Raw genomic sequence first — 24,529 nt, forward strand, 5'->3', positions numbered from 1 at the left:
AACGAGCCAAACAGCGTCAGAAACCGACGCTGGCCTGCACGAAAAACGTACGCGGCGCGCCGACATACATCCCCGAGTTGTTGTCGCTGGAGCGGGTGAAGTACTGCTTGTCGAAGATGTTTTTCACCCCGGCGCCGAGCTTCAGGTTCGACAGCTGCGCACCGAAGTCATAGCCGCCGCGCACGTTCCAGGTCACGTAGCCCGGGATGTCGCCGTACTGACCGTCTGCCGTGCCTTCGGTGATGTAGTTGTTGCTGAAGCTGCCGTCGGCATTCACGCCGGTGCCCGGTGAGCGCTGCTTGGACTGGGCGAAACCGTCGATGTTGTAGGTCCAGCGGTTGATGTCGTAACGCAGGCCGACGGTCGCCACCTGACGCGAATAGAACGGCAGGTCGCGGCCCTTGAAGCCTGGAATCTCGCCTTCATACGTGGCACGGGTGTAGGTGAAACCGGCGTTGGCAGTCAGGCCATCGAGACGCGGATCGAGCGCCGCCATGTCGTAGTGCACCGACGCCTCTATGCCCTGGTGCTTGGTGGCGCCGAGGTTGGTCCAGCCCACATCGTTGCTGATGTATTGCAGTTCGTCGTCGAAGTCGATGTAGAACAGCGTCACTTCACCGCCCCACACGTCATCGTTGTAGCGGGTGCCGATCTCGTAGGTCTTGGCTTTCTCGGGCTCCAGACCATTGGCGGTCTGGTCACCCGAACCGCCCTGCCCCAGCTGGAAATACTGCAGGCTGCCGAACGAGGTTTCGTAGTTGGCAAACAGCTTCCACGCATCCGACAGGTGATACATCACGCTCAGCGCCGGCAGCGGTTCGTTGCTCTCGATGCTGCGGTTTTTCTCCGGCACGCGTTTGCCGGCGGTGTCGAGCACGGCGCGGTCATGCCAATCGGTGTTGATGTGCTCGAAGCGAATGCCCGGGGTGATGGTCCAGTTGCCGACGTCGATCTTGTTGTCGACGTAGACCGAGTTGGCCTCGGTGCCGCCGGTTCGGTCCTGGAACACATGGCCGTCGGACGTCTTGGTGACCACCGGCTCATTGTTGACCAGCGCCAGACGGCTCGACTGCTCGTGCATGGCCTCTCTCAGGTAGCGATAACCGACGCTGACTTCCTGAGTGGTCGGGCCGACATCGAATACCCGCGAGACGCGGGGTTCGATGCCCAGCGTGTAGTAGGAGCGCGGATACGAACTCAGGGTTTTCTGGTCGCGGGCGGCGATGGTGCTGCCACGGAAGCTGTCGGTGTAATAGGTCAGCACTTCGGCCTGGGTGCGCTCGTCGATCTGGCGGATCCACTTGAACGACACATCCTTGCGGCGACCGCTGAAGTTGTCGTAGTCACGCACCGAGTCGTACGGCTTGTCATCGTACTGCTTCTGCGTCAGGCCGCCGGGCATGTCGGCGCTGGCGTCGTAGTAGTGAAAATTGAGACTGAAATCGTCCTGATCGGTCGGCGCCCAGTGGGTCTTGAGCAGCACGTCGTCGATGTCGTTGCCGTTGTTGCGCTCGCGGTAACCGTTGCCGTTGACGCCGGAGTACAACAGCGCGACGCCCATGCCATTGTCGGCGGTGCCGCCGAGGAACGCGGTATCGATGTGTTTCCAGCCGCCATAACGGGTGGTTTCCAGGGTGGTGCCGATTTCACCGGTGGCTTTTTCCGGGATGGCACGGGTCACGAAGTTGATCACGCCACCAACGTTCTGTGGCCCGTAACGCACGGAACCGGCGCCGCGCACGACGTCGATGCTGTCGAGGTTGCCGGAGGAAATCGGTGCCATCGACAGTTGTGGCTGACCATACGGCGCGAACGCAGCCGGCACGCCGTCGATCAGCACGGTGGAGCGCGGCGACAGGCGCGAAGTCAGGCCACGTACGCCGACGTTCAGCGAGATGTCGCTGCCGCCGGTGCCGTTGGAGTCCTGCACCTGCACGCCCGGCACACGCTTGAGGACATCGCTGACGTTCATTGCGCCCTGCTCGACCATGGCCTCCCGGCGGATCACGGTCCGTGCGCCCGGGTGGTTCTGTACCACGGCGGCATCGGCGTCGCCGAGCCAGTCACCGACTACTTTGATGTCGGTCACGCCCAGCTCCAGCGGGCCGTTGGCGGCTGCGGTCGGCGCCGGCGACAGGGTCACCGAGCCTTCATTGATCTGATAGTTCAGGCCGCTGCCTTGCAGCAACTGGCGCAGCGCATCCTCCGGCGAAAGATTGCCATCGACGGCCGGGGCCTGTTTGCCGGCGACCAGGTCCGGGCTGAAAAACACCTGCAGCGAGGTTTGCTGACCCAGTTCGCTCAGCGCCGGGCCCAGTGGCTGCGCGCGGATATGAATGGCGTCGGCGGCAAATGCCAGCGGCATCGCAGCGTTGACCGCCAGCGCGAGCGCCAGCGGCAACCAGGGGGATTTTTTGTTGTTGGCAGTGGTGTTTTTCACGTCGTACGGAGTCCTGTGGATCGCAAGAGTGTGCGGCTGTTAATGCAAACCAGTTGCAGTTGAACAGGAAGACGACGAACTCGAAAAAAACCTGAATTTTATTTTGAAATTATTTCCTGACTGCCGTCGGCGTGGGTCCGCACGGCCACCGGAAGGATGCTCGGCAAGGCCTTGAGCAAGGCGTCGGTGTTGTCGGACTTGAACACGCTGGTCAGGCGCAGACTGGCCACGGCCGGGTTGGCGACGGTCAACGGCTTGTCGCGGTATCGGGACACCTCTTCGACCACTTCACTGAGACTGGCGTTGTTGAACACCAGTTTGCCGCTGCGCCAGGCCGTCAGCTCCGCCGGGTTGACTGCATAGGCCTGGGCCACAACGCCATGGGCATCGACATGGGTGCCGAGGCCGGCCGTCAGGTTGATAAACTCGTTGTCCGGCGCATGCCGCCCCTGCACCTTGACCGTGCCCTGCTCCACCGCGACCCGGGTTTGCGTCACATCACGGCGCACATCGAAGCGGGTGCCGGTGACCGTGACCTTGCCGCTGCCGGCCTCGACCACAAATGGTCGCGAAGTGTCGTGCTCGACGCTGAACATCGCTTCGCCTTCGGTCAGCTCGATCAGGCGCCGATCCTTCTCGAATCGCACCTGCAGGCGGCTGCGGCTGTTGAGATCAATCACCGAGCCGTCCGGCAAGGCGACATGCCTGCGCTCGCCCAGTGCCGTGGCGAATTCGGCGCTGTAACCCGCCGGATGATTCAAGCCACTGAACAGACCGAGCCCGAGAGCCACCGCGACCACACTGGCCGCCACCGCATAACGCAGCAACGGACGACGTTCGCGACGCGCTGGCGGAGTGTCGCACAGGGCCTTGAGCCGTGGCGCCGGCAGCAGATCCGCCGCTGTCCACAGGCCTTGCAGCAACTGGAATTCGTCACGGTGCTGCGGATGTTCGTTCAGCCAGGCTGCGAAGATCCGATATTGTTCGGCGTCGACAGCAGGCTCCTGCAAACGCACAAACCAGCGTGCCGCCTCATCGCGCACCGTTGTTTGCCCGCACGCGCAATCACGAGTATCCATCATGGAATGTCCTGTTTGGCTGGGGATGAAAAGACGCCGCGGCTCATGATCGCGCCCCGTCCAGGCGATCACGCAGATGCCGCAGGGTGCGGATCATATACTTTTCCACCATGTTCTTGGACAGGCCCAGGCGTTCGGCGATTTCCGCCTGGGTCAGGCCTTCGATCTTCTGCCAGACGAAAATCCGCCGGCAGTTGACCGGCAATTCGGTGAGCGCCCGTTCGATAGAATCGGCCAGCTGGATCGCATGCATGTAATGCTCCGGATCGCCGGTCGGCGACTCACTGAGATCGATCGCCTCCGACTCCATGGCACCCCGCCGGTCCTCACGTCGATAGCCGTCCACCGCGATGTTGCGCGCCGTCTGGTGCAGATACGCCCGTGGCTGCTGCACCGCCGACGAATCGGACTCGAGCACCCGCACAAAGGTGTCGTGCGCCAGATCCTCGGCCTGCGAGCGATTACGCAGGCGACGGGTCCAGGTGCCGATCAACTCTTCGTAATGCTCGAGAAAGCCGGGTCTGCGGGGCAGCATGGGGATCATTGCGGCGTGCTGAGGAAAAGGGTGTGAATAGTAATGCTTCCTATTAAGCCGAAGCAATGGATTCCTCGGGAATGCCGACGAGGCTGTTTGACACTGTGCAAAGCCGCTTTGGGTCGGTCGACCACCGGTTCAGGCCGGAAGCGAGCGTATACGGAAACAGGTCCGCTTCCTTTCAGGATTTCCGTCTTCGTACAGCGCCGAAGTTCTGGGAGATTCCAACTGCACAAGCCCTCTATCAGCCTGGTACGCAATGATGGCAAAATGACCACTATCGGAGAATCAACGACATCCTGTGGTTCGCAGTGAAGCGCAGTCGGATATCGTGCGAATGGACTAAAGGGACGTATGGTATCGATTCAGGTGTGTGGCGAGGACAAGACCCCGAAGATTAGCGACTGGTCGATTCACTGGAGCGATAAGCACGAAATCCTTCAACTGACTTGTCACTACCCCTCCAGGAAAACATACACGCGTCCGATCAGTGACTGCCGTGTTACTCCCACCCGCGAACTGGTTGAGATGTTGCTGACCAGGTCCGATAGTGCGATCGTCAAACCCATTGCCAAGGCGACGATCTACGGTGAGCGATATGCCGTCGTGTATTACCCGGCTTCCGACAAACCGTATATCTACAAGATGGACGGCATCGGCTTTACCCAACCGACAGCGATGAAGCGTTCGCCGGTCTTTCGCTATTTTTCAGCGGTGGCAGATGCCCGGCGGGTTCACGCCAAGTCAAATACTGACCGTGAGATCGCAGCCAACGTCCTGCGTCAACTGGAAAAACTGCCCGCCAGTGCCGACACCGCTCTGCAGGCATACTGTACGGGTCGCAACGGTACACTGACGCCGGGTCAAGGGCTTATCTATCCATTTGGACTGAACGAGAGCCAGCTCTTGGCGGTCGAGCAGGCCTTCCGTGCGCAAGTCAGCGTGATCGAGGGCCCTCCGGGAACCGGCAAGACCCAGACCATCCTCAACATCATCTCCAATATCCTGTTGCGCGGTCAGACGGTTGCCATGCTGTCCAACAACAATGCAGCAGTGGAAAACGTCTACGAGAAACTGGAGAAAAGCGGCCTGGGCCACCTCATCGCCAAGCTCGGCAACCGGGACAACCGCGAAGACTTCTTTGCTGACCTGCCACCTTGGCCATCAAGCGAGCCCGAGCCCGCACCGACACTCGACGAGATTCAAGCCTTGCTGGCTCGCTTGAAGCAGCACTTGCATGCCCATAATCGAGCGGCGCAGTTGCAGATGGAGCTTGATGAACTCGCAGTTGAGCGACGCCACCTGCAGCAATGGCTGACAGACAGCCACATACAGACCGACCATTTGCTGGATAAATACAGACTTTCGCCGCGCAAGACTGCGGATCTGATGGCTTATCTGACCCATCTCGGTGAGGAGCGAATCCGCTTTAAAGATCGAGTAGAACTGCTGTTCAATTTCAAGATCTTGCGCGCCAGGCCATTCGCTCAAGGCGATACACGCTTGTCTGTCTTTCATGCCCTGCAGATACACTTTTACGACAAGGCGTTACAAGACACTGAAGCGGAGTTACAGGCATGTCGGGAATCGCTGGCGCGCGCAAACTTCAAGGTCTTGTTGGACGAGTTGAAATCGGCATCGATTCGTTATCTGAAACAGCAATTGAAACGCCCGACACCATCCTCGGACAATTTTGATACCAAGACGTACCGTCAACAGTTCGATGCGTTCTTGAAGCGTTTCCCGATCCTGGGTAGCGGTACGCACTCGATCGTCAATTCGATCGCGCCGGGGGCGATCCTCGACTACGTGATCATCGATGAAGCCTCACTACAAGACATTGTGCCGGGCATTCTGGCTCTGGGCTGTGCACGTAATCTGATCATCGTCGGCGACAGTCGCCAATTGGCGCACATCCCGGTTTTGCTGGGTTTGCAGGCGCCCGCCCCTGCATACGATTGCGAGCGCTACAGCCTGCTCGACTCGTGCATCGAAGTGTTCAGGGAATCGCTTCCCAGAACCTTGCTGAAAGAGCATTACCGCTGTCATCCCAAGATCATTCAGTTCTGCAATCAGCAGTTCTATGACAACGCTCTGGTGCCAATGACCGAGGATAAAGGGGAAGAGCCACTGCGCCTGGTGGTGACAGCCAAAGGCAACCACACTCGCCAAAATGTCAACCTGCGCGAGCTGGATTCCCTACTCAAACTGCTCGGTAACGAGGGGGAACCGATCGGGTTGGACGGCGATGGCCGCGGCTTCATCGCGCCATTCCGTGCGCAGGTCAATCTTTCCGGCACGCACCTGCCAAAAGACTTCGCCAAGGACACCGTGCACAAATTTCAGGGTCGAGAATGTGACGAGATCGTTTTCTCCACGGTGCTGGACAAAAAGCGCTACAACCAGGAGCGTAGCCGCCTGAACTTCGTTGATGACCCACGCATGATCAACGTGGCGGTATCGCGCGCCAAACACCGTTTCACCCTGGTGACCGGTGACGACGTGTTCACCAGCAACAACGGCCACATAGCGGCTCTGATGCGCTACATCGCTTATTACGCGCATGAGGATCAGATCGTTCGCGCCCCCGTCGTATCGGCCTTTGATTTGCTGTACCGAGAGTTTGATCAGTCTCTGGCGCGCCTGGACGCCCGCCTGCGGCCAGAAGACTCACGGTACAAGTCCGAGCAGATCGTGGCGCATCTGTTGCGCCAGAAACTGATCGCTCCGGAGTGCCGTTCATTGATGTTCCATACGCAGGTCAAACTGCATCAGATCGCATCACCACGCAACCACGATTGGACAGACCGTGAGCGATCCTTCATGGCGCGCGCCAGTTGCGACTTCGTGATCTATTACAAGGTGGGCAAGATCCCTGTAGGAGTCATTGAGGTCGATGGCGGCTCTCACGACCGACCCGATCAGGTGGTGCGGGACAATTTGAAAAATGGCGTTTTGGCGAAAAGCGGCATTCCCATACTGCGTCTGCGTACCGTCGAGAGCCGCATCGCGGAAAGAATCGGTGAATTCACCGCTCAGTGGGCCAACCCGACACTCGACGCATAAGGGGCTGCTGCGCACGAACATGCGTGCCTTGGCGCTTGAGTAAAGGGAAGTTTTGTTCTCCAGTGCTTAATAACATCGGCTATTGGCCGTTTCCTTCCGTCCGGGACGGGTAGCCTTCGAGCAAAATCGATCATCTCCGCGCTCCAGCATTATCCTGTTGAAGCCCGGATTGTTTATGGACAGGTTAACTTATGACTAGAAGCCTCAGGCTTCAAAAAAAGCTCCATTCACTGCATCTGCTGACGACAGCCGAAGAGGTGGTGCGAGATAGCAGCCTTGTCGAAAAACTATGGGCGCTCAAGCAGGGCGACAGGTTTGAACTGAATCGGGCGTCTTTCAGATCGTGGACTGTTCAAAGGTATCGCTTGGAGTTTGTGATAACGAGAGGGCCAGTACGTGGGCACTGGCTGCACAAAGAATTTGACGCGACAGAACTTGAGCTATTTTTTACGGCAAAGGATTTTGACGGCATCTGTCACGGCTGGATTCTGTTTGACGAGTGATAACCTCAACTTCAGCGCTAACTCCTGGCAATCTCTGCCTTGCGTGGGCAGAACCACCCATGCATCAACCCCGCCTGAAAGAATTGGACCGGCGCCTCGAACCCCGCCGACTCGATCAGCCCGGCGACCTGCGGCGCCGGCAGGATCGCCACATCGCTGGCATACGCCGCACGCGCTCGTTCAAGCATTTGAGGCGGCACCTGGGCCGAAGCCATCAGCGTCATCCAGTGACGCAGCAATGCTTCGTAGGCCGGCGACGCGGTGTCAGAAGCGAGATCAGCGTTCGCCAGAATCCCGCCCGGCACCAGACGACGGGCAATCTCATGGAAAAAGTCGATACGAACCTGTGGGTCGAGCAAAAACTGCGACACCAGAAAACAGGTCGCCCCGTCGTAAGCGGATTCATCCGTCAGCGTATCGAGATAGCCTTCGTGAAAACGGCAACGGCCAAGGAATCCACCCTCTGCCGCTCTTTGACGGCACACGTCGAGCATCGCACCCGAAGGGTCGACCCCGGTGAATTGCCAATCGGGAAACCGCTGCGCCAGATGTGCAATTTCCACACCGGTGCCCACGCCGACACAGAGTATCCGGGCATTTTCCGGCAGGCCCGTGAATACCGAATCCAGCAGCAAATAAAGAGCATCACGAATGGGCGCCATGCCGCTCCACTGCTTGTCATAGACAGCGGACTGCTGGTCGAACAAGGCCTTGAGTGCTTGATTGTCCATGGAGAAATTTCCTCTGCATCATGATCGCGGTGAAGTTTCATTATCGCAGGGCTGTCAAGGCCTCCCCGGTCCAGCGTGCGATTGATCATTCCGTCCAGCAACTGGTCGCAATCCATCAACCTCCCCCCCGCTCCGCACCCTAGATTAGATCCCACAACAACAAGCCGTGGAGATCGCCTCATGCACAGTTTCCAGACCCGCAAGCAGCACAGCCCGGTCGACGCCTGGGATCAGCAGGATCCGGAGCTGGCCTTCACCCTGCCTTCGCGTTATTTCTACGACGACAGCCTGTTCCGTGCCGAGCGCGACAACATCTTCATGAAGGCCTGGCATGTCGCCGGGCATGTCAGTGAGTTCGCCGAACCGGGGCAGTTCGTGGTCACCGATCTGTTCGACCAGAGCGTGGTGGTGGCGAAGAACCGGCAGGGGCAAATCCATGGTTTTCACAACGTCTGCCAGCATCGCGGCAATCGCTTGCTCGAAGAACGCCGTGGCACCACCGGCGGCGTGGTGCGCTGCGCCTATCATTCGTGGTGCTACGAGATGGACGGCAGCCTGCGCGGTGCGCCCCGTTGCGAGCGGATGAAGAATTTCGAGCTGGCGCAGTTCAACATTCCCCAAGTGCGCACCGAAGAACTCGGCGGCTTCGTCTACTTCAATCTCGATCCGAATGCGCCGTCGCTGCGAGATCTGTTCCCCGGTGCCGATGAGGAAATGCGCCGGGTGTTCCCGGACCTGACCGACATGCGCCTGATCGAGGAACAGGACGTGATCGTGCCGGCCAACTGGAAGGTGATCATGGACAACTCCATCGAGGGCTATCACTTCAAGCTGTCGGGTCCGTGCCACATCGACCTCGCCCGATTGATCGACTTCAAGGGTTATCAGTTGATCAAACGCGACAACTGGTGGACCTACGCCGCACCGGCCAACCTGTCGGCAACCGAGGCCTATGGCGTGCCGCTGAAAAGCGAGCTGAATCCGCAGGAATGCTTCTTCAACATCGGCATGTGGCCGAACAACACCTTCTACACCTTCCCGTTCTCCGAGTTTCTCGGCTCGTTCATCATGATTCCGCTGGATGCCGAGCGCTCGCTGCTGCGCTTCGGTTACTACTCCAGCAACCCCGAGACGGCCGCCATCAGCACGGCGTGCATGAAGTGGATGAACGAAGACCTTGGCCCCGAGGACATCGCCCTGAACATCTCGGTGCAAAAAGGCCTGCGCTCGCTCGGTTACGACCAGGGCCGCTACATGATCGACGCCCAGCGCAGCAATGAAAGCGAGCATCTGGTGCATCACTTTCATCGCCTGGTGTTCAACGGCATTCATCGCCAATCCGTGGACTGATCCGCCCTTCCCTCATCATTTGTCAGAACGGAGCAAACCATGGACGAAACCGGGTTTGATTACCTGATCGTGGGCGCCGGCTCGGCCGGTTGCGTGTTGGCCAATCGTCTGAGCGAAGACCCGAACGTGCGCATCCTGCTGCTGGAGGCAGGGCCCGAGGACAGGAGCTGGACAATCGACATGCCGTCCGCCGTGGGCCTTGTGGTGGGTGGTTCGCGCTACAACTGGCGCTATCAGTCCGAGCCAGAGCCATACCTCGACGGCCGGCGAATCGGCACGCCGCGAGGCCGCACCCTCGGCGGTTCATCGTCGATCAACGGCATGGTCTACATCCGTGGCCATGCCAGGGATTACGACGGCTGGGCCGGACAGGGCTGCACCGGCTGGAGCTATCGCGAGGTGCTGCCGTACTTCAAGCGTGCGCAGACTCACGCCGACGGTGGCGATGACTATCGTGGTGCCGGCGGCCATTTGCACGTCACTCCCGGCGATGTCAAAACACCGTTGTGCGCAGCGTTCATCGCGGCCGGGGCCGAGGCCGGTTATGGCGTCAGCGAGGACTTGAACGGCTACCGTCAGGAAGCCTTCGGCCCGGTGGATCGCACCACGCGCAACGGTCGGCGCTGGAGCACTTCGCGCGGCTATCTGAGCGAGGCTTTGGCTCGGGGCAACGTGCGGGTGGTGACCGATGCATTGGTGCCGCGCATCCTGTTCGAGGGACGGCGAGCGGTCGGGATTGAATATGAACAGAACAGCGAAACAAGCACCGTCCGCGCCCGTCGGGAAGTGCTGCTGACCGCCGGGGCGATCAACTCGCCGCAGTTGCTGTTGCTCTCGGGCGTGGGACCGGCGGCAGAACTGCGCGACCTCGGAATCAGCGTCGTGCACGACCTGCCCGGTGTCGGCAAACGCCTCAACGATCACCCGGATGCAGTCGTGCAATTTCGCTGCAAGCAGCCGGTTTCGCTGTATCGCTGGACCACCGCGCCGGGTAAATGGTGGATTGGTGCGCGCTGGTTCGTGCGTCACGATGGTCTGGCGGCGAGCAACCATTTCGAGGCCGGCGCGTTCCTGCGCTCCCGCGCCGGCGTCGAGCACCCGGACCTGCAACTGACCTTCATGCCGCTGGCCGTGCAACCCGGCAGTGTCGAGTTGGTGCCGACCCATGCGTTCCAGATCCACATCGACCTGATGCGCCCTACCAGTCTCGGCAGCGTGACGTTGCACAGCGCCGAACCTCGGCGGCCGCCAAGGATTCTGTTCAACTACCTGAAGACCGCGCAGGACCGTGCCGACATGCGCGCCAGCGCACGGCTGGTGCGCGAAATCCTCGACCAGCCGGCCATGGCCCCGTTCAAGGGTGAAGAACTGGTGCCGGGCCGTTCGGTGCAGACCGACGCCGAGCTCGACGCCTGGGCGCGGCAAGTCACGGAAACCGGCTACCATGCCAGCGGCACCTGCAAGATGGGGCCGATTGGCGACCCTGAAGCCGTGGTCGATCCACAACTGCGAGTGCACGGCCTCGACGGCTTGCGCGTAGTGGACGCATCGATCATGCCGGTGATCGTCAGCGGCAACACCAACGCGCCGACGGTGATGATCGCGGAAAAGGCCAGCGACCTGATCCGCAACCTCGCCCCGCTGCCAGCCGCCGATGTACCGGTGTGGACCCATCCGCACTGGCAGACCGAACAACGATAAGGCAGAGATGGCGATGACCCGATCCGCTGAAGCTGTACCGCGCCATGAAGCACCGCTGCGAGTGGCGGTGCTGTTGTTGCCGGCGTTTTCCAATTTCGGTCTGGCGGCGGTGCTGGAACCGCTGGCCATCGCCAACTGGCTGAGCCAGCGCACGCTGTTCGAGTGGACGCTATTGTCGTTGCAGCCCGGCCCGGTGACGGCCAGCAACGGTCTGGCGAGCATCGCCGAGGACGGCTTGAGCAACGAGCAGGCCTTCGACGCCTGCGTGGTGCTCGCGAGTTTCGAGGTGCATCAACATAGCCGTAATCCCGCGCTCAAGAGCTGGCTGCGCAAGCAGGCGCTGTTCGGTGCGGTGTTGATCGGCGTGGAAACCGGCACTGAATTGCTGGCGGCGGCCGGTGTGCTCGACGGCTACGAAGCGGCGGTGCATTGGGACAACCTGCAAGGCTTTCAGGAAAGTTACCCCAAGGTCCGCGCCCGACCGCAGCTCTACACCCTCGAACGCCAGCGCCTGACCTGCGCCGGCGCGACCACCATTCTCGACATGCTGCTGGGCTGGATCGGCCAGCGCCTCGATCCGGACCTGGCCCGGGAAATCGGCCTGCACCTGCTGATGGGCCAGATGCGCGCCCCGGCGGACAATCAGCTCGACGGCGGCCTGGGCAACAGCGGGATGTACGGCAACAAGATCCGCCGCGCCGTGCAGTTGATGGAAAAGGCGCTGGAAGAACCGCTGGACTGCGAGGCGATAGCCAGTGAAGTCGGTTTGTCCCGGCGGCAACTGGAGCGCCAGTTCAAACATCAGACCGGGCTCTCGCCGCTCAAGTACTACATCACCCTGCGCCTGGCCCGGGCGCACAACCTGTTGCAACAGACGCAAATGAGCGTGGCCCAGGTGGCGGCGTGTTCGGGGTTTGGCTCGCTGGAGCATTTCTCCCGCACTTACCGCGCACGTTTCGGCTGCCCGCCGAGCGAGGACCGGCGCCAGGCGTGGAGCGCGCCGGTGATGCGCCAGCCGTTGAGCAAGGCGCACGTGTCACAGGAGTGAGTTACTGCCGGTACGCCGGCTCTTCCTCATCGAGGATGCCCATCAATGCGATGAAATGCTTGTCGGCAAACCCAGGATAATCCAGCCACTGCCGACAGGTCTTGCGCGCCACTTCATCGCTGGCCACCCGCAACTCACGCCCGGTTGCCAACGCCATGATGTACACCTCACAAGCGCGCTCGAAGTAATACAAATCATCAAACGCCTGGGCCACGCTCGGCGCCGCGACCAACAACCCGTGATTGCCCATCAGCAGGATCGGTTTGTCGCCGAGCAGCCTGCTCACCCGCTCCGCCTCCTCTCCAAGCCCCATGCCATCAAAGCCGTCATCGATCGCCACCCGCTCGAAAAACCGCATGCTGTTCTGCTCGATCGGTGGCAGCCGCGAGTCCTTCAGGCAGGCCAGCGTCGTCGCGTATTTGCTGTGGGTGTGCAGGATGCAGCGGGCCTGGGGCTGGTTGCGGTGCAAGGCGCTGTGCAAGGCCCAGGCGGTGATGTCCGGGGCGTCCGGGCGGTCGAGGCTGGCCGGATCGTCGGCGTCGAGCAACAGCAGGTCACTGGCGCGAATTCGCGAGAAATGCTTGCCGTAAGGATTGATCAGAAACTCGCGACCGTCCGGTGAAGTGGCCACGCTGAAATGATTGGCGATGGACTCGTGCAGGTTCAAGCGCGCGGCCCAGCGCAGGGCGCAGGCCAGCTGGATTCTCAGGTATTCGACGTTGTCGTGCATGGCGCGGCCTCCCGGTTTCATCCGAGTGTAGAGCGCATGCATTCATCGACTTGACGGGAAACGACAGTGGCTGCCGTTTTGAGAGAGGCGCACATCAGAAGCGGGAGCGAGCTGGCTCGCCCCCGCCGGTTTCACTGATGGTGAATCAACCTTTTTCGTCGATCCCTGCTTGCAGGGACTGACTGTCCAGATGCCCGCTCAGGGTCACCGGGCCGACTTTCAGGTTGCCGTTTTCAAGGGAAACCTTCGGTGCGTTTTCTTCGGTTTTGTGTGGCAGATCCAGGCCGGCTTTCACGCCGTAGTCGCGGTTGCTCAGGTCGGTGCTGCTGACCTTCGAACCACCCAGATCGACCTTGCCTTCCGTGGCGGAAATCCGCGCGCCGGTCAGTTGCGTAGCGCCGCCGACAGTCAGGTTCACACCCTGGCTACCGCTGATGGCGGAAGCCTGTTTGACGCTGTCCTTGTGCGCGTATTCGCCTTCGGCTTTCAGCGTCGGCTTGTAGTCGGTGCCGGCCAGTTTGCCTTTGTCGTCTGCGGGGGTCTTCTTGGCAGTCAGGCCCAGATCCACATCGACCTTGGCGTGAGTGCTGGAGTCCTGACGGCTCTCGACCGACAGATCACCGGCCACGTTGCCGCTGACATTGCGCGCATCGATCCGCGCACCGCTCAGGCTCGCATCGCCCGCGCTGTTCAACACCACAGTGTCAGCCTTGATCTGGCTGTTCTGCTGGGTGGTGCCTTGCAGGTAATCCACGCCCACTTTGGCCCCGGCATTGAAGCCATGATCGCTGCTGACTTTTTCATCGGCGGCGGTCGGCGTGCTTTTGCTCAGATTGCCACCGGCGTTCAGCGCAACGTTCCAGTTGTTGCGGTTGTCGGTGGACTGCGCGGACTCCTGAACGAAACCGCCCTTCTGCGCGTCGATGCTGACGTTTGGCGCAGTGACCTGGGTGCCTTGCAGGCGCACCGAATCACCGCTCAACGCGATGCCGTTCTGGCTGTTGAGCTGGCCACCGGTAAGAGTCTGCGTGTTCTCATTGACCCGACCGATGTTGAAGTTGCCGCTGAGGTTGCCGCCCTGATCGCGGCTCTTCTCGCTGCTGGTCTTGCTGCCGCCCGCCTTCAGGCCACCGCCGAGATTACTGCCGGTGGCGACGTGGGTGTCGGTGGCCGCTTGCAGATCGAGCTTGCCATCAGCCTTCAGGTCGATAGCACCAGCGCTGTCGATTTTCGTGCCTTGCTGAACCTGATTGCCGCCGCTGCTCAGTTGCACCGGACCGTTACCGCTGAGGCTGGCGACGTGGGCCTGGGTGTCGGTGGTCTGGTTGCCTTTGTGATCGAGCTGGAACCCGGCGCCGAGATCGACGTTGGTGCCGTCGGTGCCCGGCAAGGTGCCGACGGTCAGCGAGCCGTTGCCGCGCAGGCTGGAGCTGTCGCTGCTCTGACGGTCGTTGGCCTGATTCAGCGCCAGGTCACCACCGGTCTTGATGCTGACACCACCCTGCCCGCCGTCGAAACGGCTGCCTTCGAACTGTGCATCGCGGGTGACATTGATGTTCACACCCTGATTGCCGGCGTAACCGCCGACCACCGCCGCGGAACTGTCCTTGCTCGACTGGCTGCTGCCACCCGCGCCACTGCCGGCCACGTTCACGTCTTCACCGGTCTTGGTGTAGACGCGCACATCGACCTTGGCATCCACCGATTTTTCGGTGCTGCTGTGGGTGTTGCTGGCCGCATCGGCCACCAGTTTGTCGGCGCTGATGTTCACTTTGCCGGCGCTGGCGTTGTACTGGGTGCCCTGGTCGTGCAGCGTGCCGCCGACCTTCACGTCCACGGTCTGGCCGTCGAAACGGCTGACCACCGCGTTGCTGCTCTGCCCGGTTTTATCGGCGCTGGCATGACCGATTGCCACGTCGACACCGACGTTCGGCTGACCGAGATTAGCCAGTGCGTCCTTGTCCGGCACCTTGCCGCCGAGCACGTCTTTCACCGCGCCGGCAATCGGCCGGGCGATGTCTTTGTACTCGACGTTGGCGCCGATGTCGGCCGACCAGTTGCTCTCGCTGTGGGTGCTGCTTTCGGTGTTGCTGGCGGCACGGTTGTCGACTTCATTGGCGACGACGTTCAGACCGTTGCCGGACTTGAGCTGCGCGCCTTCGGTGGTGAGCTTGTCCGCATTGATGTTGAGGCTGCCGCTGCTCTGCACGCCAGTGGTTTGCGCAGTGTTTTTAGCGGTGGTGTCTTGCGAGGTGCTGTGCGAGAAGTCCACGCCGCTGCCCGCGCGGTCGAGGCCGCCGGTGTAGTAGAAGCCGCCGCCGGTGGTGCGAGTTTCGGTCGAGGTGCTGTGGCTGTCCTGCTCGGCCAGCAACGAGACGTTCTTGCCGCTCAGGGTGGTGTCGCCAGCGGTGGATTTCACCTCGGCGCCCTTGAGCGTCACGTCGCCGCCCGCCTTCACCTGCACGGTGCCGCCGCTAAGGCTGGAACTCTGCTGGGTGATGTCATTGGCAGTAACGGTTTGGGATTTGTCTTCGTAATGCACGCCGGCGCGATACTGCTCCGCCGTTTGCTCCTTGGCGTAGGCGTCGAAGCCACGGGTCTGGGTGCTGTTGCTGCTGTCATGGGTGTTCTGCGTCGAATGCACATTCACGTCACCGGCCGCATCCGCCGTCAGCGAACCGCCGGCCTTGACCGTGGAGCCGGCGACTTCAATGTCCTTGGCGCTTTTCAACTTGAGGTTGCTGTCGGAAGCCAGCTCGCTGCGCACCGTGGTGCTGTCCTTGCTGTTCTGGCGCGACTCGTCCTTGGTGATGCCGAAGAACTTGCTGTCCTTGTCGTGATTGTTGCTGTGCGAAGTGTCCTGCACGCCGTCGATGGTCAGCGAACCGTTGTCGCTGAATACGCTGGCGTCCTTGGCGCCACGCACCTGACTGCCGCTGATGCGCACGTCGTCCGCCTTGACCAGCAGTTTGCCGGCGGCGTTGATCTTGCTGCCCTGATGCTGGGTCTGGCCCTTGTCGGCATCGCCGGTCTTGCCGAAGAAACCGCCGCCGACCAGATCACCGGAATAGCGGTTGTCGCTGCTGCGATTGGTGCGGGTCGCGGTGGTGATTTCCACCTGTTTGCCGGCCAGTTGCAGGTCACCGGCGCTGTCGATTTCGGCGCCTTCGGAGCGCAGCAGTGCAGCGGTTTGCAGGGCGATGTTGCCGCCCTTCAACTGGCTGGTGACGCTGCGCTGTTCTTCGCTGCTGCTGTCCCAATCGGCTTTCCACAGGTGTTTGCGGTGCTTGCCCTGATCGGTTTGCACATGGCTTTCAGTGGCGGCGGTCAGGCGCAGGTCGCCGCCGCTTTGCACGCTGAGGTTGTTTTTCGCTTCGACCTTGGCGGCCTTCAGTTCGGTGTCTTTGCCGGACGACAGTTGCGCGTCGCGGCTGGCAATGATCTGGCTGCCGTGCTGGCGCGAATCGCTGTCGGTCTTGGTGCGCTCGTAGGTTTCCCAGGTGATGCCGATGGTGCTGTTGTTCCAGTTTTCGCGTTGTTCCTGGAGCTTGCGGCTTTCGACGGTGGTCAGGGTCAGGTTGCGCTTGGCATCGACCTTCACGTCGCGACCGCTGACATCGGTGGCAGCCAGCGTCAGGTCCTTGCCGCTGTGCAGGCCGACATCGCCCTGGCTGCTGCGAATGCCGGCGCGGGTCACGTCGAGGCTGTCCGGGATCGCCTGGCCGCTGACGCTCAGGTCGCCAGCCGAACGGATCTGTACACCGTCACGCCCGGCGACTTGCACCGCGCCAACCTTCACACCCGCGCCTTCAGCGGTGCTGACGATGTTGATGCGCCCGGCCTGCATCGCGCCGAACAGACTGGCGTCGATCCGTTGATCGGTGGTGTTGCCCGCCGGGTCCACGGCTTTCACCTGGCCGCTGGAGTAGTCGATCTGATTACGCCCGACGGTGAGGTTCAGTTGATCACGTGCAGTGATCGCACCCTGGCTGTCGATACGTGGTGCGATCAGGTTGATCGAGCCTTCGCCGTTGCGCAGGCCGCCGCTCTGGATCTGCAACTGGCCGGTGGCGTCGCGGGTGCTCAAGGCTTGCAGCTTGCCGTCGTTCAGCTCGGGACGACCGACCACCAGATTGGCGTTCGGCGTGTTGATGAAACTGCCGCCGTTTACCGAAATGCCGTTCGGGTTGGCGAGTACATAGTCGGCGGCGCGGCCGAAAATTTCCTGGGCGCCGTTGATGGCCGACGGGTTGCGGCTGATCACTTCGTTGAGGATCACGCTCGCGGCCTGGCCCTGCAATTGCGGGTTGGCCGCCAGTTGCCCGGCAAGCTGCGATTGTCCGGCCTGCAAGGCGTTGTTCAGGACCAGGCCCTGGCGGTCGACGTTGTAGTCGAGGAACTGGTTATGCGACAGGCCCGAGCCGTTCGGCGCGACGATGTTGACGATGGGCACGCCGCCCTGGGTTTGCAGTTGCGCGGTGCCGCCGGGGCCGGGCGCGACCACCACACCGCCGGCCATGGCGCCCGGCAGGTGAGCGACCAGGAACAGGCTGGCGATGGCCCAGCGCAGTTTGCCCCGTGGGGAAAGATGAAACGCAAAGGTATTCATTGGCATAAAAAACTCTCCATGTAGTGCGGCATCACGTTGCGCGTTGAGTTGAAGGCCACGGCTGTCGCGCTCAGGTCCGATGGCTGTTGTTCACTGACGTTCATATCTGTAATCCGACCCGCATCAGCCAGGTTTCAGGCTCGCGGTGCAGGCCGGTCGGGGTGTTCAGACTGCGTTGGTAATCGACATCCACCTGCAGGTTTTTCCAGCCCAGGTTGAGGCCGATACTGGCGCCGCTCAGGCGTTGAACCGGGGCGCCGTGATCGGCCTTGATCCAGCCGTGGTCGAGACCGACACGCGGGGTGAGCTGCACCGGCAAATCGCTGTGCAGCGGCAGGCGCAGAGTGTTGCGCCAGATCGCACCGCTGGCGCCGGACGCGCTGCTGACCCGGTAACCGCGCACGGCGGAATCGTCGGTGCCGAGCAGTTGTTCGATGGCCGGCAGCGGATCAGGGCTGTACTGCACGTTCAGTTGGCTCTGCCATTGCCAGGCTTGCGCGCCGAACTGGCCGTTGCGCCATTGGCTGAGGCCGGCGCGGTACTTGCGAAACTGTGCCTTGGGCAGGTTCTTGACCTGATGATCGGCATCGTCGTCGGCACCGAGCCAGCGCAGGCCCTGGGCGTAGTTGAAATCCAGGTTCCACACCGCGCGGTCGAGCCAGAACAGATTGAGCCCGGCTTCGGCCACGGTCAGGGTCGGGCTCTGGATGCCGAGGCGAACGTTTTCCAGATAGCTGTCGACATCCTTGTGCGCCAGTTGCAGGTTGGCGCTGAGCTGATGGCTCTGATCACGCCATAACACGCGGTCGGCGCGCAGGCTGAGCTGATCGGTGATGCCGGTGCTGTACAGCGTCGTGCCCGAAAGTTTGAACGGCGCACGGTATTCGGCGTGGCTGGCGAACGTACTGAACGTCCAGTAACCAAAAGGAATTGCGTAATAGAGGCTGGCGTTGCGGTTGTAGCGATCACCCTGGTTGAGGGTGTCGCTGGCACTCACGCTCAACAGGTCGTTTAGTTCCAGCGGACTGTCGAGGCTCAGGCTCAGCGTGTTGCGATCGCGCCCGGTGCTGGCGCTGCCAAGGTTGTCGAAACCGGCGCCGAGGGCCCAGCGCGACTGCCCGGAGGTCCGTGAACGCAAGACGATTTTTGACGCGCCGGGCTGGCTGCCGGGGGCGATGTCAGCGGTCAGATCGAGGGAGCGCAGACGGTTCAACTGATCCAGGCCCTGCTCCAGATCCCGCAGATTCAGCGGCTTGCCGAGCATGCCCGGGAATGCGCCACCGAGAGACACCGGCAGGCTCTGGTCGGCCAGTTCGATGGACTCGATGTAGCCTTCGTCGATCAGGATATCCAGCGACTGCCCCGCCGCCGGCGCGCTGCTCAGATATGGCCGGCTGGCGATGTAGCCCTTCTCCACGTAGAGCGCGGTGATGGTCGCCAGCAGATGGTTGATCTGGCCGACGCCCATGCACGGCGCCAGCAGCGGTTTGATCCGGGCGTTGAGCTGGTCTTTGTCGATCAGCGTGACCCCGCCGATGCGCGTGCCGCTCAGGGGCCAGCAGCGTTCGTCGGGTTTGATCGAATCGGGAATGGCCGGGGTGGCAGGCGTCGGGCCGAACGCGCCGCGCTCCAGTTGCCGTTTGCGCTGTTCGAGTTGCAGTTGTTGCAGATCGCGCTGTTGCTGTTGCTGCTGGCGCAACACTTCCTGGCCTGGATTCGACAGTTCGGCGGCGAAAACGCTGGGCGCGCACACACTCAACAACAAGGCCGACAACAGCGGACGAGGCAGATAACTACGACGAGAAACAGCGCGAATCGAATACGGCACTCAACATCCTTGCAATCAAATGGCTTAATGCCACCCCATCAATTGCAGTGATAGTCAGAGCCTTCCTACACAAATGCAAGACGCTTCCTACATTGCTTACATTTCTTAAACAAATGCGTTTTTAGCACGGATCGCCAGCGATAACGCCAGCAAGTTGCAGATCATCAGGGTTTCCCCGAGGGCCTGAGACCACGCTGCCAACATCAATCCCACACCGATCAGCAGGTAATAAAACAGCCCCAGCAATGCACCGGCGGTGCCCAAACGATCCGTGTAATTGCGCAAGGCTGCGCCGAGGATATTCGGGATTGCCATGCCGAACGCCAGTACCACAAGGAGCATCGGCAGCACGAACCAAACGTGCGCCTGCAGCAGCCACACGCCGATGCCACCGAGCAAACCGGTCAGCGCTGCCAGGCGAATCAACTGCAGCGGGCGGCAACCGATTTGCAGCAATTTCTTGTTAAACCATGCTCCAAACCCTGAGGCCAACGCGAGCATCACGCCGCTGTAGCCGAACCACTCGCCGCTCAGGCCGAGACGTTCGAACTGGAAAGGTCCGAGGCTGTAATAGCTGAACAACGCAACGTTGAACGATGCAATCCACAGTGCCGAACGCCAGATACCGGGATCACGCAACATGTCGCCCATGGTTGCGAACAGGCCGACGGAGGTCAGTTGCGACGGACGGGTTTCCGGCAGGTTGCGCCAACTCCAGATCCACAAGATCGATGCCAGCAGCAACAACGCAACGAGCACGCCGCGATAGCCGAAGCCTTGAACCAGACTCGCCCCGCTGAACAGACCGATGGCCGGGCTGGCCGCCAGCGCCATGCCCACCAGAGAAAACACCTGGGCCAGTTCGGTCCCGCGAAAACGATCGCGCAATAAAGTCTGGGTCACCACCGAACCAACAGCAGCGCCGAATGCCGCCAGCACCTGGGTCATCAACAAGCCGTTGAAACTGCGAACGCTAAAGCCCAGCACGCAGGCAACCGCATAAATCGCCAGACCGGCGAGCATCGAAGGCCGCCGGCCAATCCGGTCACACACCCGCCCCCACGTCACCACGCCAAAGGCAAACGCCAGGAAGTACACCGACAATGTCTGCGCCGCCACTTGCGGACCGACATCGAACGCCCGACCGATATCCCCCAGCGCCGGGCTGAACAACGTCTGGGCGATCTGCGGAAACATCAGCAGTGCAATCGCCAACATCAAAAACGTTCTATGGCTCATCACCATGACTCCTCAACAAAAACGCCGGGGAGTTTAAAAAGCCGTGGCTGGCGTATTATCCAAACCCTGACAATTTATCGTTGAAATCGGACAACCCATGGCCTGGCTCGAAGCCCACGACCGTTTTTACCCGGATCGCTTCCCGGCGCCGGTAGTCGGCATCGCTTCCACCCTCGGCGATCACGACTCAGGCCTGCATCGGCACCAGCGCGGGCAACTGCTCTACACCCGACAGGGCTGCACCCGCATTACGCTGGCGCAGCAGTTGTGTCTGCTGCCGCCGTCCCGGGCGGCGTGGATTCCCGGTGGCGTCACGCATCGGGCGGTGATGCAGCAAAGCGTTGATTACCGCTCCATCTACCTGACGCCCGAGTTGTGCCGCGAACTGCCGCAACAGGTCTGCGTGATCGAGGTCAGCCCACTGCTGCGCGCGGTGCTGGAACCGATGGCAATTGCTGATTTCGGCACCGATTGGCAGCAGGGCAAATTCGTCCACTTGCTGGGGCTGTGCCTGAGTGAAATCCGCGAGGCGGCGCAGCAACCGATGCTCCTGCCTCTGCCCCGGGACAAACGTCTGGCGCCGCTTCTTGCCACACCCGAACAACTCCCCCCGGAGCTGCAAGTGCTTGAGCAACAGATCGGCGCCAGCAGCCGCACCATCGGCCGGATCTTCCAGCGCGAAACCGGCATGAGCTATCAGCAATGGCGCCAGCAGTGGCGACTGATGCGCGCCATGGAGTTGCTCGCCACCGGGCGCAATCTCGGCTATTGCGCGTTTGAACTGGGCTTCGCCAGCGACAGCGCATTCATTGCGTTCTTCAAATCCATGACCGGCAGCACACCCGGCACCTGGCTCAGATAAGCAACTGACGACCGGCGATAAAAATCAATTGCCACAAAATATTACTCGCGTCATATTACAGCCGTAATAACACCCTCGCTTCGCAGGTATTACGCCATGACCAGCATGCCCACCGTTGAACCCGACCTCGCCGTTCCGGTCAGCGCTCCCAAACCTCCCCTGCTCAAACGCCTGCTGTTGCCCACTGCGGGCCTGGCCGCGCTGGTGTTCGCCGGGCTGTATGCCGTGCATTGGTGGGGCACCGGACGCTTTCTCGAAGAAACCGACGATGCCTACATCGGCGGCGATGTCACGGTGATCGGGCCGAAAGTCGCCGGTTACATCGAAGAGGTGCTGGTCAGCGACAACCAGTCCGTGAAAGCCGGCGACGTGCTGATCCGCCTCGACGCCCGCGACTACCGCGCCAATCTGGCCAAGGCCGAAGGCGCCGTCGCCGCCGAAGAAGCGCTGCTGGCCAACCTCGACGCCACTGAACAACTGCAACAGGCAGTGATCGGCCAGGCCCGCGCCGGCATCGATGCCGCCGGCGCCGAAACCGCCCGTTCCCGGGACGACAACGCACGCTACAAACGTCTGGTCACCACCAATGCGGTTTCGGTGGAAGCCGCGCAACGGGCCGACGCCACCTTCAAAACTGCCCAAGCCCTGAGCGCCAAGGCCCAGGCCGAATTGCTCGCTGCGCAACGCCAACTCTCGGTGATCGAAACCCAGAAACAACAGGCCCGCGCCGCCCTCCAGCAAGCCCGGGCCGAACGGGATCTGGCGCAACTCAACCTCGGCTACACCGAACTGCGCGCCCCGGTCGACGGCGTGATCGGCAACCGTCGCGCGCGGGTCGGCGCTTATGCCCAGGCCGGTTCGCAACAGTTGTCGGTGGTGCCGGCCAGCGGTCTGTGGGTCGATGCCAATTTCAAGGAAGACCAGTTGGCGCGGATGAAACCGGGCCAGCGCGTGAGCATCCATGCCGACGTGTTGTCCGGCCAGGAATTCCATGGCCGCCTCGACAGCCTCGCACCGGCCACCGGTTCGCAGTTCAGTGTTCTGCCACCGGAAAACGCCACCGGTAACTTCACCAAGATCGTCCAGCGGGTGCCGGTGCGGATTCTGCTCGACCCCGCCGACAGTGTGCTCGGCCATCTGCGTCCGGGCCTGTCGGTGACTGCGGAAGTTGACACTCGCGCCCAACCTGAAACCACCGCCGTGGCCAGCGCGCCATGAGCCGCTCCCTCGCCGTCCCCGCGCAGCCGTTCAATGCCGCCGAGATGGCGACGGCGACCAAAGTGTTTGCCTTCGCCACGATGTGCATCGGCATGTTCATCGCGCTGCTGGACATCCAGATCGTCTCGGCCTCGCTGCGGGATATCGGCGGCGGACTGTCCGCCGGCACCGATGAAACGGCGTGGGTGCAGACCAGTTACCTGATCGCTGAGATCATCGTGATTCCGCTGTCGGGCTGGCTGTCGCGGGTGTTCTCCACGCGCTGGCTGTTCTGCGCCTCGGCAGTCGGCTTTACCCTCGCCAGCCTGTTGTGCGGCGCAGCCTGGAACATTCAGAGCATGATTGCCTTTCGGGCGCTGCAAGGGTTTCTCGGCGGCTCGATGATTCCGCTGGTGTTCACCACCGCATTCTTTTTCTTCACTGGCAAACAACGGGTGATTGCTGCCGCGACCATCGGCGCCGTGGCTTCGCTGGCGCCGACATTGGGCCCGGTCATCGGTGGCTGGATCACCGACATTTCGTCCTGGCACTGGCTGTTCTACATCAACCTGGTGCCGGGGATTTTCGTCGCCGTGGCGGTGCCGATGCTGGTCAAGATCGACAAGCCGGAACTGTCGCTGCTCAAAGGTGCGGATTATCTGAGCATGGTGTTTCTGGCGCTGTTTCTCGGTTGCCTGGAATACACCCTCGAAGAAGGCCCGCGCTGGAACTGGTTCAGCGACCAAACGATTCTGACCACCGCGTGGATCGGCGCCCTGGCTGGCGTGGCGTTTGTCGGCCGCACGCTGCACGTGGCCAATCCAATCGTCGATCTGCGCGCCCTCAAGGATCGCAATTTCGCCCTCGGCTGTTTCTTTTCCTTTGTCACCGGCATCGGCCTGTTCGCGACGATTTACCTGACGCCGTTGTTTCTCGGCCGGGTGCGCGGCTACGGCGCGCTGGACATTGGCCTGGCGGTTTTCTCCACCGGGGTGTTCCAGATCATGGCGATTCCGCTGTACGCCTTTCTGGCCAACCGACTCGACCTGCGCTGGATCATGATGGCGGGCCTGGCGTTGTTCGCGTTGTCGATGTGGGAGTTCAGTCCGATCACCCACGATTGGGGGGCCGGGCAGTTGATGTTGCCGCAAGCCTTGCGCGGGATTGCCCAGCAACTGGCGGTGCCGCCGGCGGTGACGTTGACATTGGGTGGGTTGGCGCCGGCACGGTTGAAGCACGCCTCGGGCCTGTTCAACCTGATGCGCAACCTGGGCGGTGCAATCGGGATTGCCGCGTGCGCGACCATTCTCAACGACCGCACCAACCTGCACTTCACCCGGTTGGCCGAGCATCTGAACAGCAGCAACGAAGCCTTGAATCAGTGGCTGGCCCAGGTCGGCGGCAACTTCGCCGCACTGGGTCAGAGCGGTGACGTCGGCATCACCGCCGGCCTGCATCAGTTATGGCTGCTGACCTACCGCGAGGCGCAGACCCAGACCTACGGCGATACGTTCCTGATGATCATGGTGTGCTTCGTGATCGCCACGGCGATGGTGCCCTTGATGCGCAAGGTGCAACCACCAGCCGCGCCGAGTGCCGATGCACATTGAC

At 61.5% G+C, this 24,529-nt stretch carries 16 protein-coding genes; 8 read left to right on the plus strand and 8 right to left on the minus strand.

The features are described from left to right. Nucleotides 1-16: 16 nt before the first annotated feature. The 3 genes from DLD99_RS18915 to DLD99_RS18925 all read right to left on the minus strand — a co-directional run bounded on the left by DLD99_RS18915 (nt 17) and on the right by DLD99_RS18925 (nt 4,063). Nucleotides 17-2,440, minus strand: coding sequence for a TonB-dependent siderophore receptor (locus DLD99_RS18915; protein WP_114884247.1), 2,424 nt, complete (start codon nt 2,438-2,440; stop codon nt 17-19). Nucleotides 2,441-2,538: 98 nt separating this feature from the next. After that, the gene (locus DLD99_RS18920; protein ID WP_114884248.1) at nt 2,539-3,522 is read right to left on the minus strand and encodes a FecR family protein; all 984 of its coding nucleotides are present in this window, start codon (nt 3,520-3,522) and stop codon (nt 2,539-2,541) included. A gap of 40 nt (nt 3,523-3,562) precedes the next feature. Further along, nucleotides 3,563-4,063: a sigma-70 family RNA polymerase sigma factor gene (locus DLD99_RS18925; RefSeq protein WP_114884250.1), complete on the minus strand. Its 501-nt coding sequence runs from the start codon at nt 4,061-4,063 to the stop codon at nt 3,563-3,565. A 345-nt stretch (nt 4,064-4,408) separates the two neighbouring features. Between DLD99_RS18925 and DLD99_RS18930 the strand changes: the two genes are divergently transcribed. Beyond that, on the plus strand, nt 4,409-7,120 hold the full coding sequence (locus DLD99_RS18930; protein ID WP_114884278.1) for an AAA domain-containing protein: 2,712 nt from the start codon (nt 4,409-4,411) through the stop codon (nt 7,118-7,120). A gap of 191 nt (nt 7,121-7,311) precedes the next feature. Next, nucleotides 7,312-7,623 (plus strand): hypothetical protein, encoded by a 312-nt coding sequence (locus DLD99_RS18935; RefSeq protein WP_114884280.1) that lies wholly within the window; start codon nt 7,312-7,314, stop codon nt 7,621-7,623. Between the two features lie 17 nt (nt 7,624-7,640). Here the strand turns inward: DLD99_RS18935 and DLD99_RS18940 are convergent, their stop codons facing one another. Continuing rightward, the gene (locus tag DLD99_RS18940) at nt 7,641-8,354 is read right to left on the minus strand and encodes a class I SAM-dependent methyltransferase (protein WP_114884282.1); all 714 of its coding nucleotides are present in this window, start codon (nt 8,352-8,354) and stop codon (nt 7,641-7,643) included. Between the two features lie 180 nt (nt 8,355-8,534). Between DLD99_RS18940 and DLD99_RS18945 the strand changes: the two genes are divergently transcribed. Genes DLD99_RS18945 through DLD99_RS18955 form a run of 3 tightly spaced genes read left to right on the plus strand, consistent with a single transcriptional unit; the run spans nt 8,535 to nt 12,453 of the window. Then, nucleotides 8,535-9,704: an aromatic ring-hydroxylating oxygenase subunit alpha gene (locus tag DLD99_RS18945; RefSeq protein ID WP_114884284.1), complete on the plus strand. Its 1,170-nt coding sequence runs from the start codon at nt 8,535-8,537 to the stop codon at nt 9,702-9,704. A gap of 39 nt (nt 9,705-9,743) precedes the next feature. Then, a complete protein-coding gene (locus DLD99_RS18950) occupies nt 9,744-11,405 on the plus strand; it encodes a choline dehydrogenase (RefSeq protein WP_114884285.1) in 1,662 nt (553 codons plus the stop codon). A gap of 13 nt (nt 11,406-11,418) precedes the next feature. Beyond that, nucleotides 11,419-12,453 (plus strand): GlxA family transcriptional regulator, encoded by a 1,035-nt coding sequence (locus DLD99_RS18955; protein ID WP_114886748.1) that lies wholly within the window; start codon nt 11,419-11,421, stop codon nt 12,451-12,453. Nucleotide 12,454: 1 nt separating this feature from the next. Here the strand turns inward: DLD99_RS18955 and DLD99_RS18960 are convergent, their stop codons facing one another. The 4 genes from DLD99_RS18960 to DLD99_RS18975 all read right to left on the minus strand — a co-directional run bounded on the left by DLD99_RS18960 (nt 12,455) and on the right by DLD99_RS18975 (nt 20,859). After that, nucleotides 12,455-13,183 carry a class II aldolase and adducin N-terminal domain-containing protein gene (locus DLD99_RS18960; protein ID WP_114884287.1) on the minus strand — a complete coding sequence of 243 codons (729 nt, stop codon included), beginning with the start codon at nt 13,181-13,183 and terminating at the stop codon, nt 12,455-12,457. Nucleotides 13,184-13,328: 145 nt separating this feature from the next. Next, nucleotides 13,329-17,798: a hemagglutinin repeat-containing protein gene (locus DLD99_RS18965; RefSeq protein ID WP_114884289.1), complete on the minus strand. Its 4,470-nt coding sequence runs from the start codon at nt 17,796-17,798 to the stop codon at nt 13,329-13,331. 94 nt (nt 17,799-17,892) lie between these two features. Further along, nucleotides 17,893-19,620: a ShlB/FhaC/HecB family hemolysin secretion/activation protein gene (locus tag DLD99_RS18970; RefSeq protein WP_114884291.1), complete on the minus strand. Its 1,728-nt coding sequence runs from the start codon at nt 19,618-19,620 to the stop codon at nt 17,893-17,895. Between the two features lie 105 nt (nt 19,621-19,725). Continuing rightward, complete coding sequence (locus DLD99_RS18975; RefSeq protein WP_114884293.1) at nt 19,726-20,859, minus strand: MFS transporter; 1,134 nt, start codon at nt 20,857-20,859, stop codon at nt 19,726-19,728. 97 nt (nt 20,860-20,956) lie between these two features. Here DLD99_RS18975 and DLD99_RS18980 point away from each other — a divergent pair, with 97 nt between their 5' ends. The 3 genes from DLD99_RS18980 (at nt 20,957) to DLD99_RS18990 (ending at nt 24,528) form a co-directional block, all read left to right on the plus strand. Next, a complete protein-coding gene (locus DLD99_RS18980; RefSeq protein WP_114884295.1) occupies nt 20,957-21,721 on the plus strand; it encodes an AraC family transcriptional regulator in 765 nt (254 codons plus the stop codon). Between the two features lie 96 nt (nt 21,722-21,817). Next, entirely contained in the window at nt 21,818-22,939 is a 1,122-nt protein-coding gene (locus DLD99_RS18985) for an HlyD family secretion protein (RefSeq protein WP_114884297.1), read from the plus strand. Beyond that, nucleotides 22,936-24,528, plus strand: coding sequence for a DHA2 family efflux MFS transporter permease subunit (locus DLD99_RS18990; RefSeq protein WP_114884299.1), 1,593 nt, complete (start codon nt 22,936-22,938; stop codon nt 24,526-24,528). Before DLD99_RS18985 ends, DLD99_RS18990 begins: the two co-directional genes overlap by 4 nt. Nucleotide 24,529 lies beyond the last annotated feature (1 nt).

The organism is Pseudomonas kribbensis (genome assembly GCF_003352185.1).
Taxonomy (GTDB): Bacteria; Pseudomonadota; Gammaproteobacteria; order Pseudomonadales; family Pseudomonadaceae; genus Aquipseudomonas; species Aquipseudomonas kribbensis.

Coding starts and splice junctions, on each gene's coding strand:
- DLD99_RS18945 (WP_114884284.1), top strand. CDS start 8,535: ATGCACAGTTTCCAGACCCGCAAGCAGCACAGCCCGGTCGACGCCTGG.
- DLD99_RS18985 (WP_114884297.1), top strand. CDS start 21,818: ATGACCAGCATGCCCACCGTTGAACCCGACCTCGCCGTTCCGGTCAGC.
- DLD99_RS18955 (WP_114886748.1), top strand. CDS start 11,419: ATGACCCGATCCGCTGAAGCTGTACCGCGCCATGAAGCACCGCTGCGA.
- DLD99_RS18950 (WP_114884285.1), top strand. CDS start 9,744: ATGGACGAAACCGGGTTTGATTACCTGATCGTGGGCGCCGGCTCGGCC.
- DLD99_RS18925 (WP_114884250.1), bottom strand. CDS start 4,063: ATGATCCCCATGCTGCCCCGCAGACCCGGCTTTCTCGAGCATTACGAA.
- DLD99_RS18960 (WP_114884287.1), bottom strand. CDS start 13,183: ATGCACGACAACGTCGAATACCTGAGAATCCAGCTGGCCTGCGCCCTG.
- DLD99_RS18930 (WP_114884278.1), top strand. CDS start 4,409: ATGGTATCGATTCAGGTGTGTGGCGAGGACAAGACCCCGAAGATTAGC.
- DLD99_RS18965 (WP_114884289.1), bottom strand. CDS start 17,798: ATGCCAATGAATACCTTTGCGTTTCATCTTTCCCCACGGGGCAAACTG.
- DLD99_RS18980 (WP_114884295.1), top strand. CDS start 20,957: ATGGCCTGGCTCGAAGCCCACGACCGTTTTTACCCGGATCGCTTCCCG.
- DLD99_RS18990 (WP_114884299.1), top strand. CDS start 22,936: ATGAGCCGCTCCCTCGCCGTCCCCGCGCAGCCGTTCAATGCCGCCGAG.
- DLD99_RS18920 (WP_114884248.1), bottom strand. CDS start 3,522: ATGATGGATACTCGTGATTGCGCGTGCGGGCAAACAACGGTGCGCGAT.
- DLD99_RS18975 (WP_114884293.1), bottom strand. CDS start 20,859: ATGAGCCATAGAACGTTTTTGATGTTGGCGATTGCACTGCTGATGTTT.
- DLD99_RS18940 (WP_114884282.1), bottom strand. CDS start 8,354: ATGGACAATCAAGCACTCAAGGCCTTGTTCGACCAGCAGTCCGCTGTC.
- DLD99_RS18935 (WP_114884280.1), top strand. CDS start 7,312: ATGACTAGAAGCCTCAGGCTTCAAAAAAAGCTCCATTCACTGCATCTG.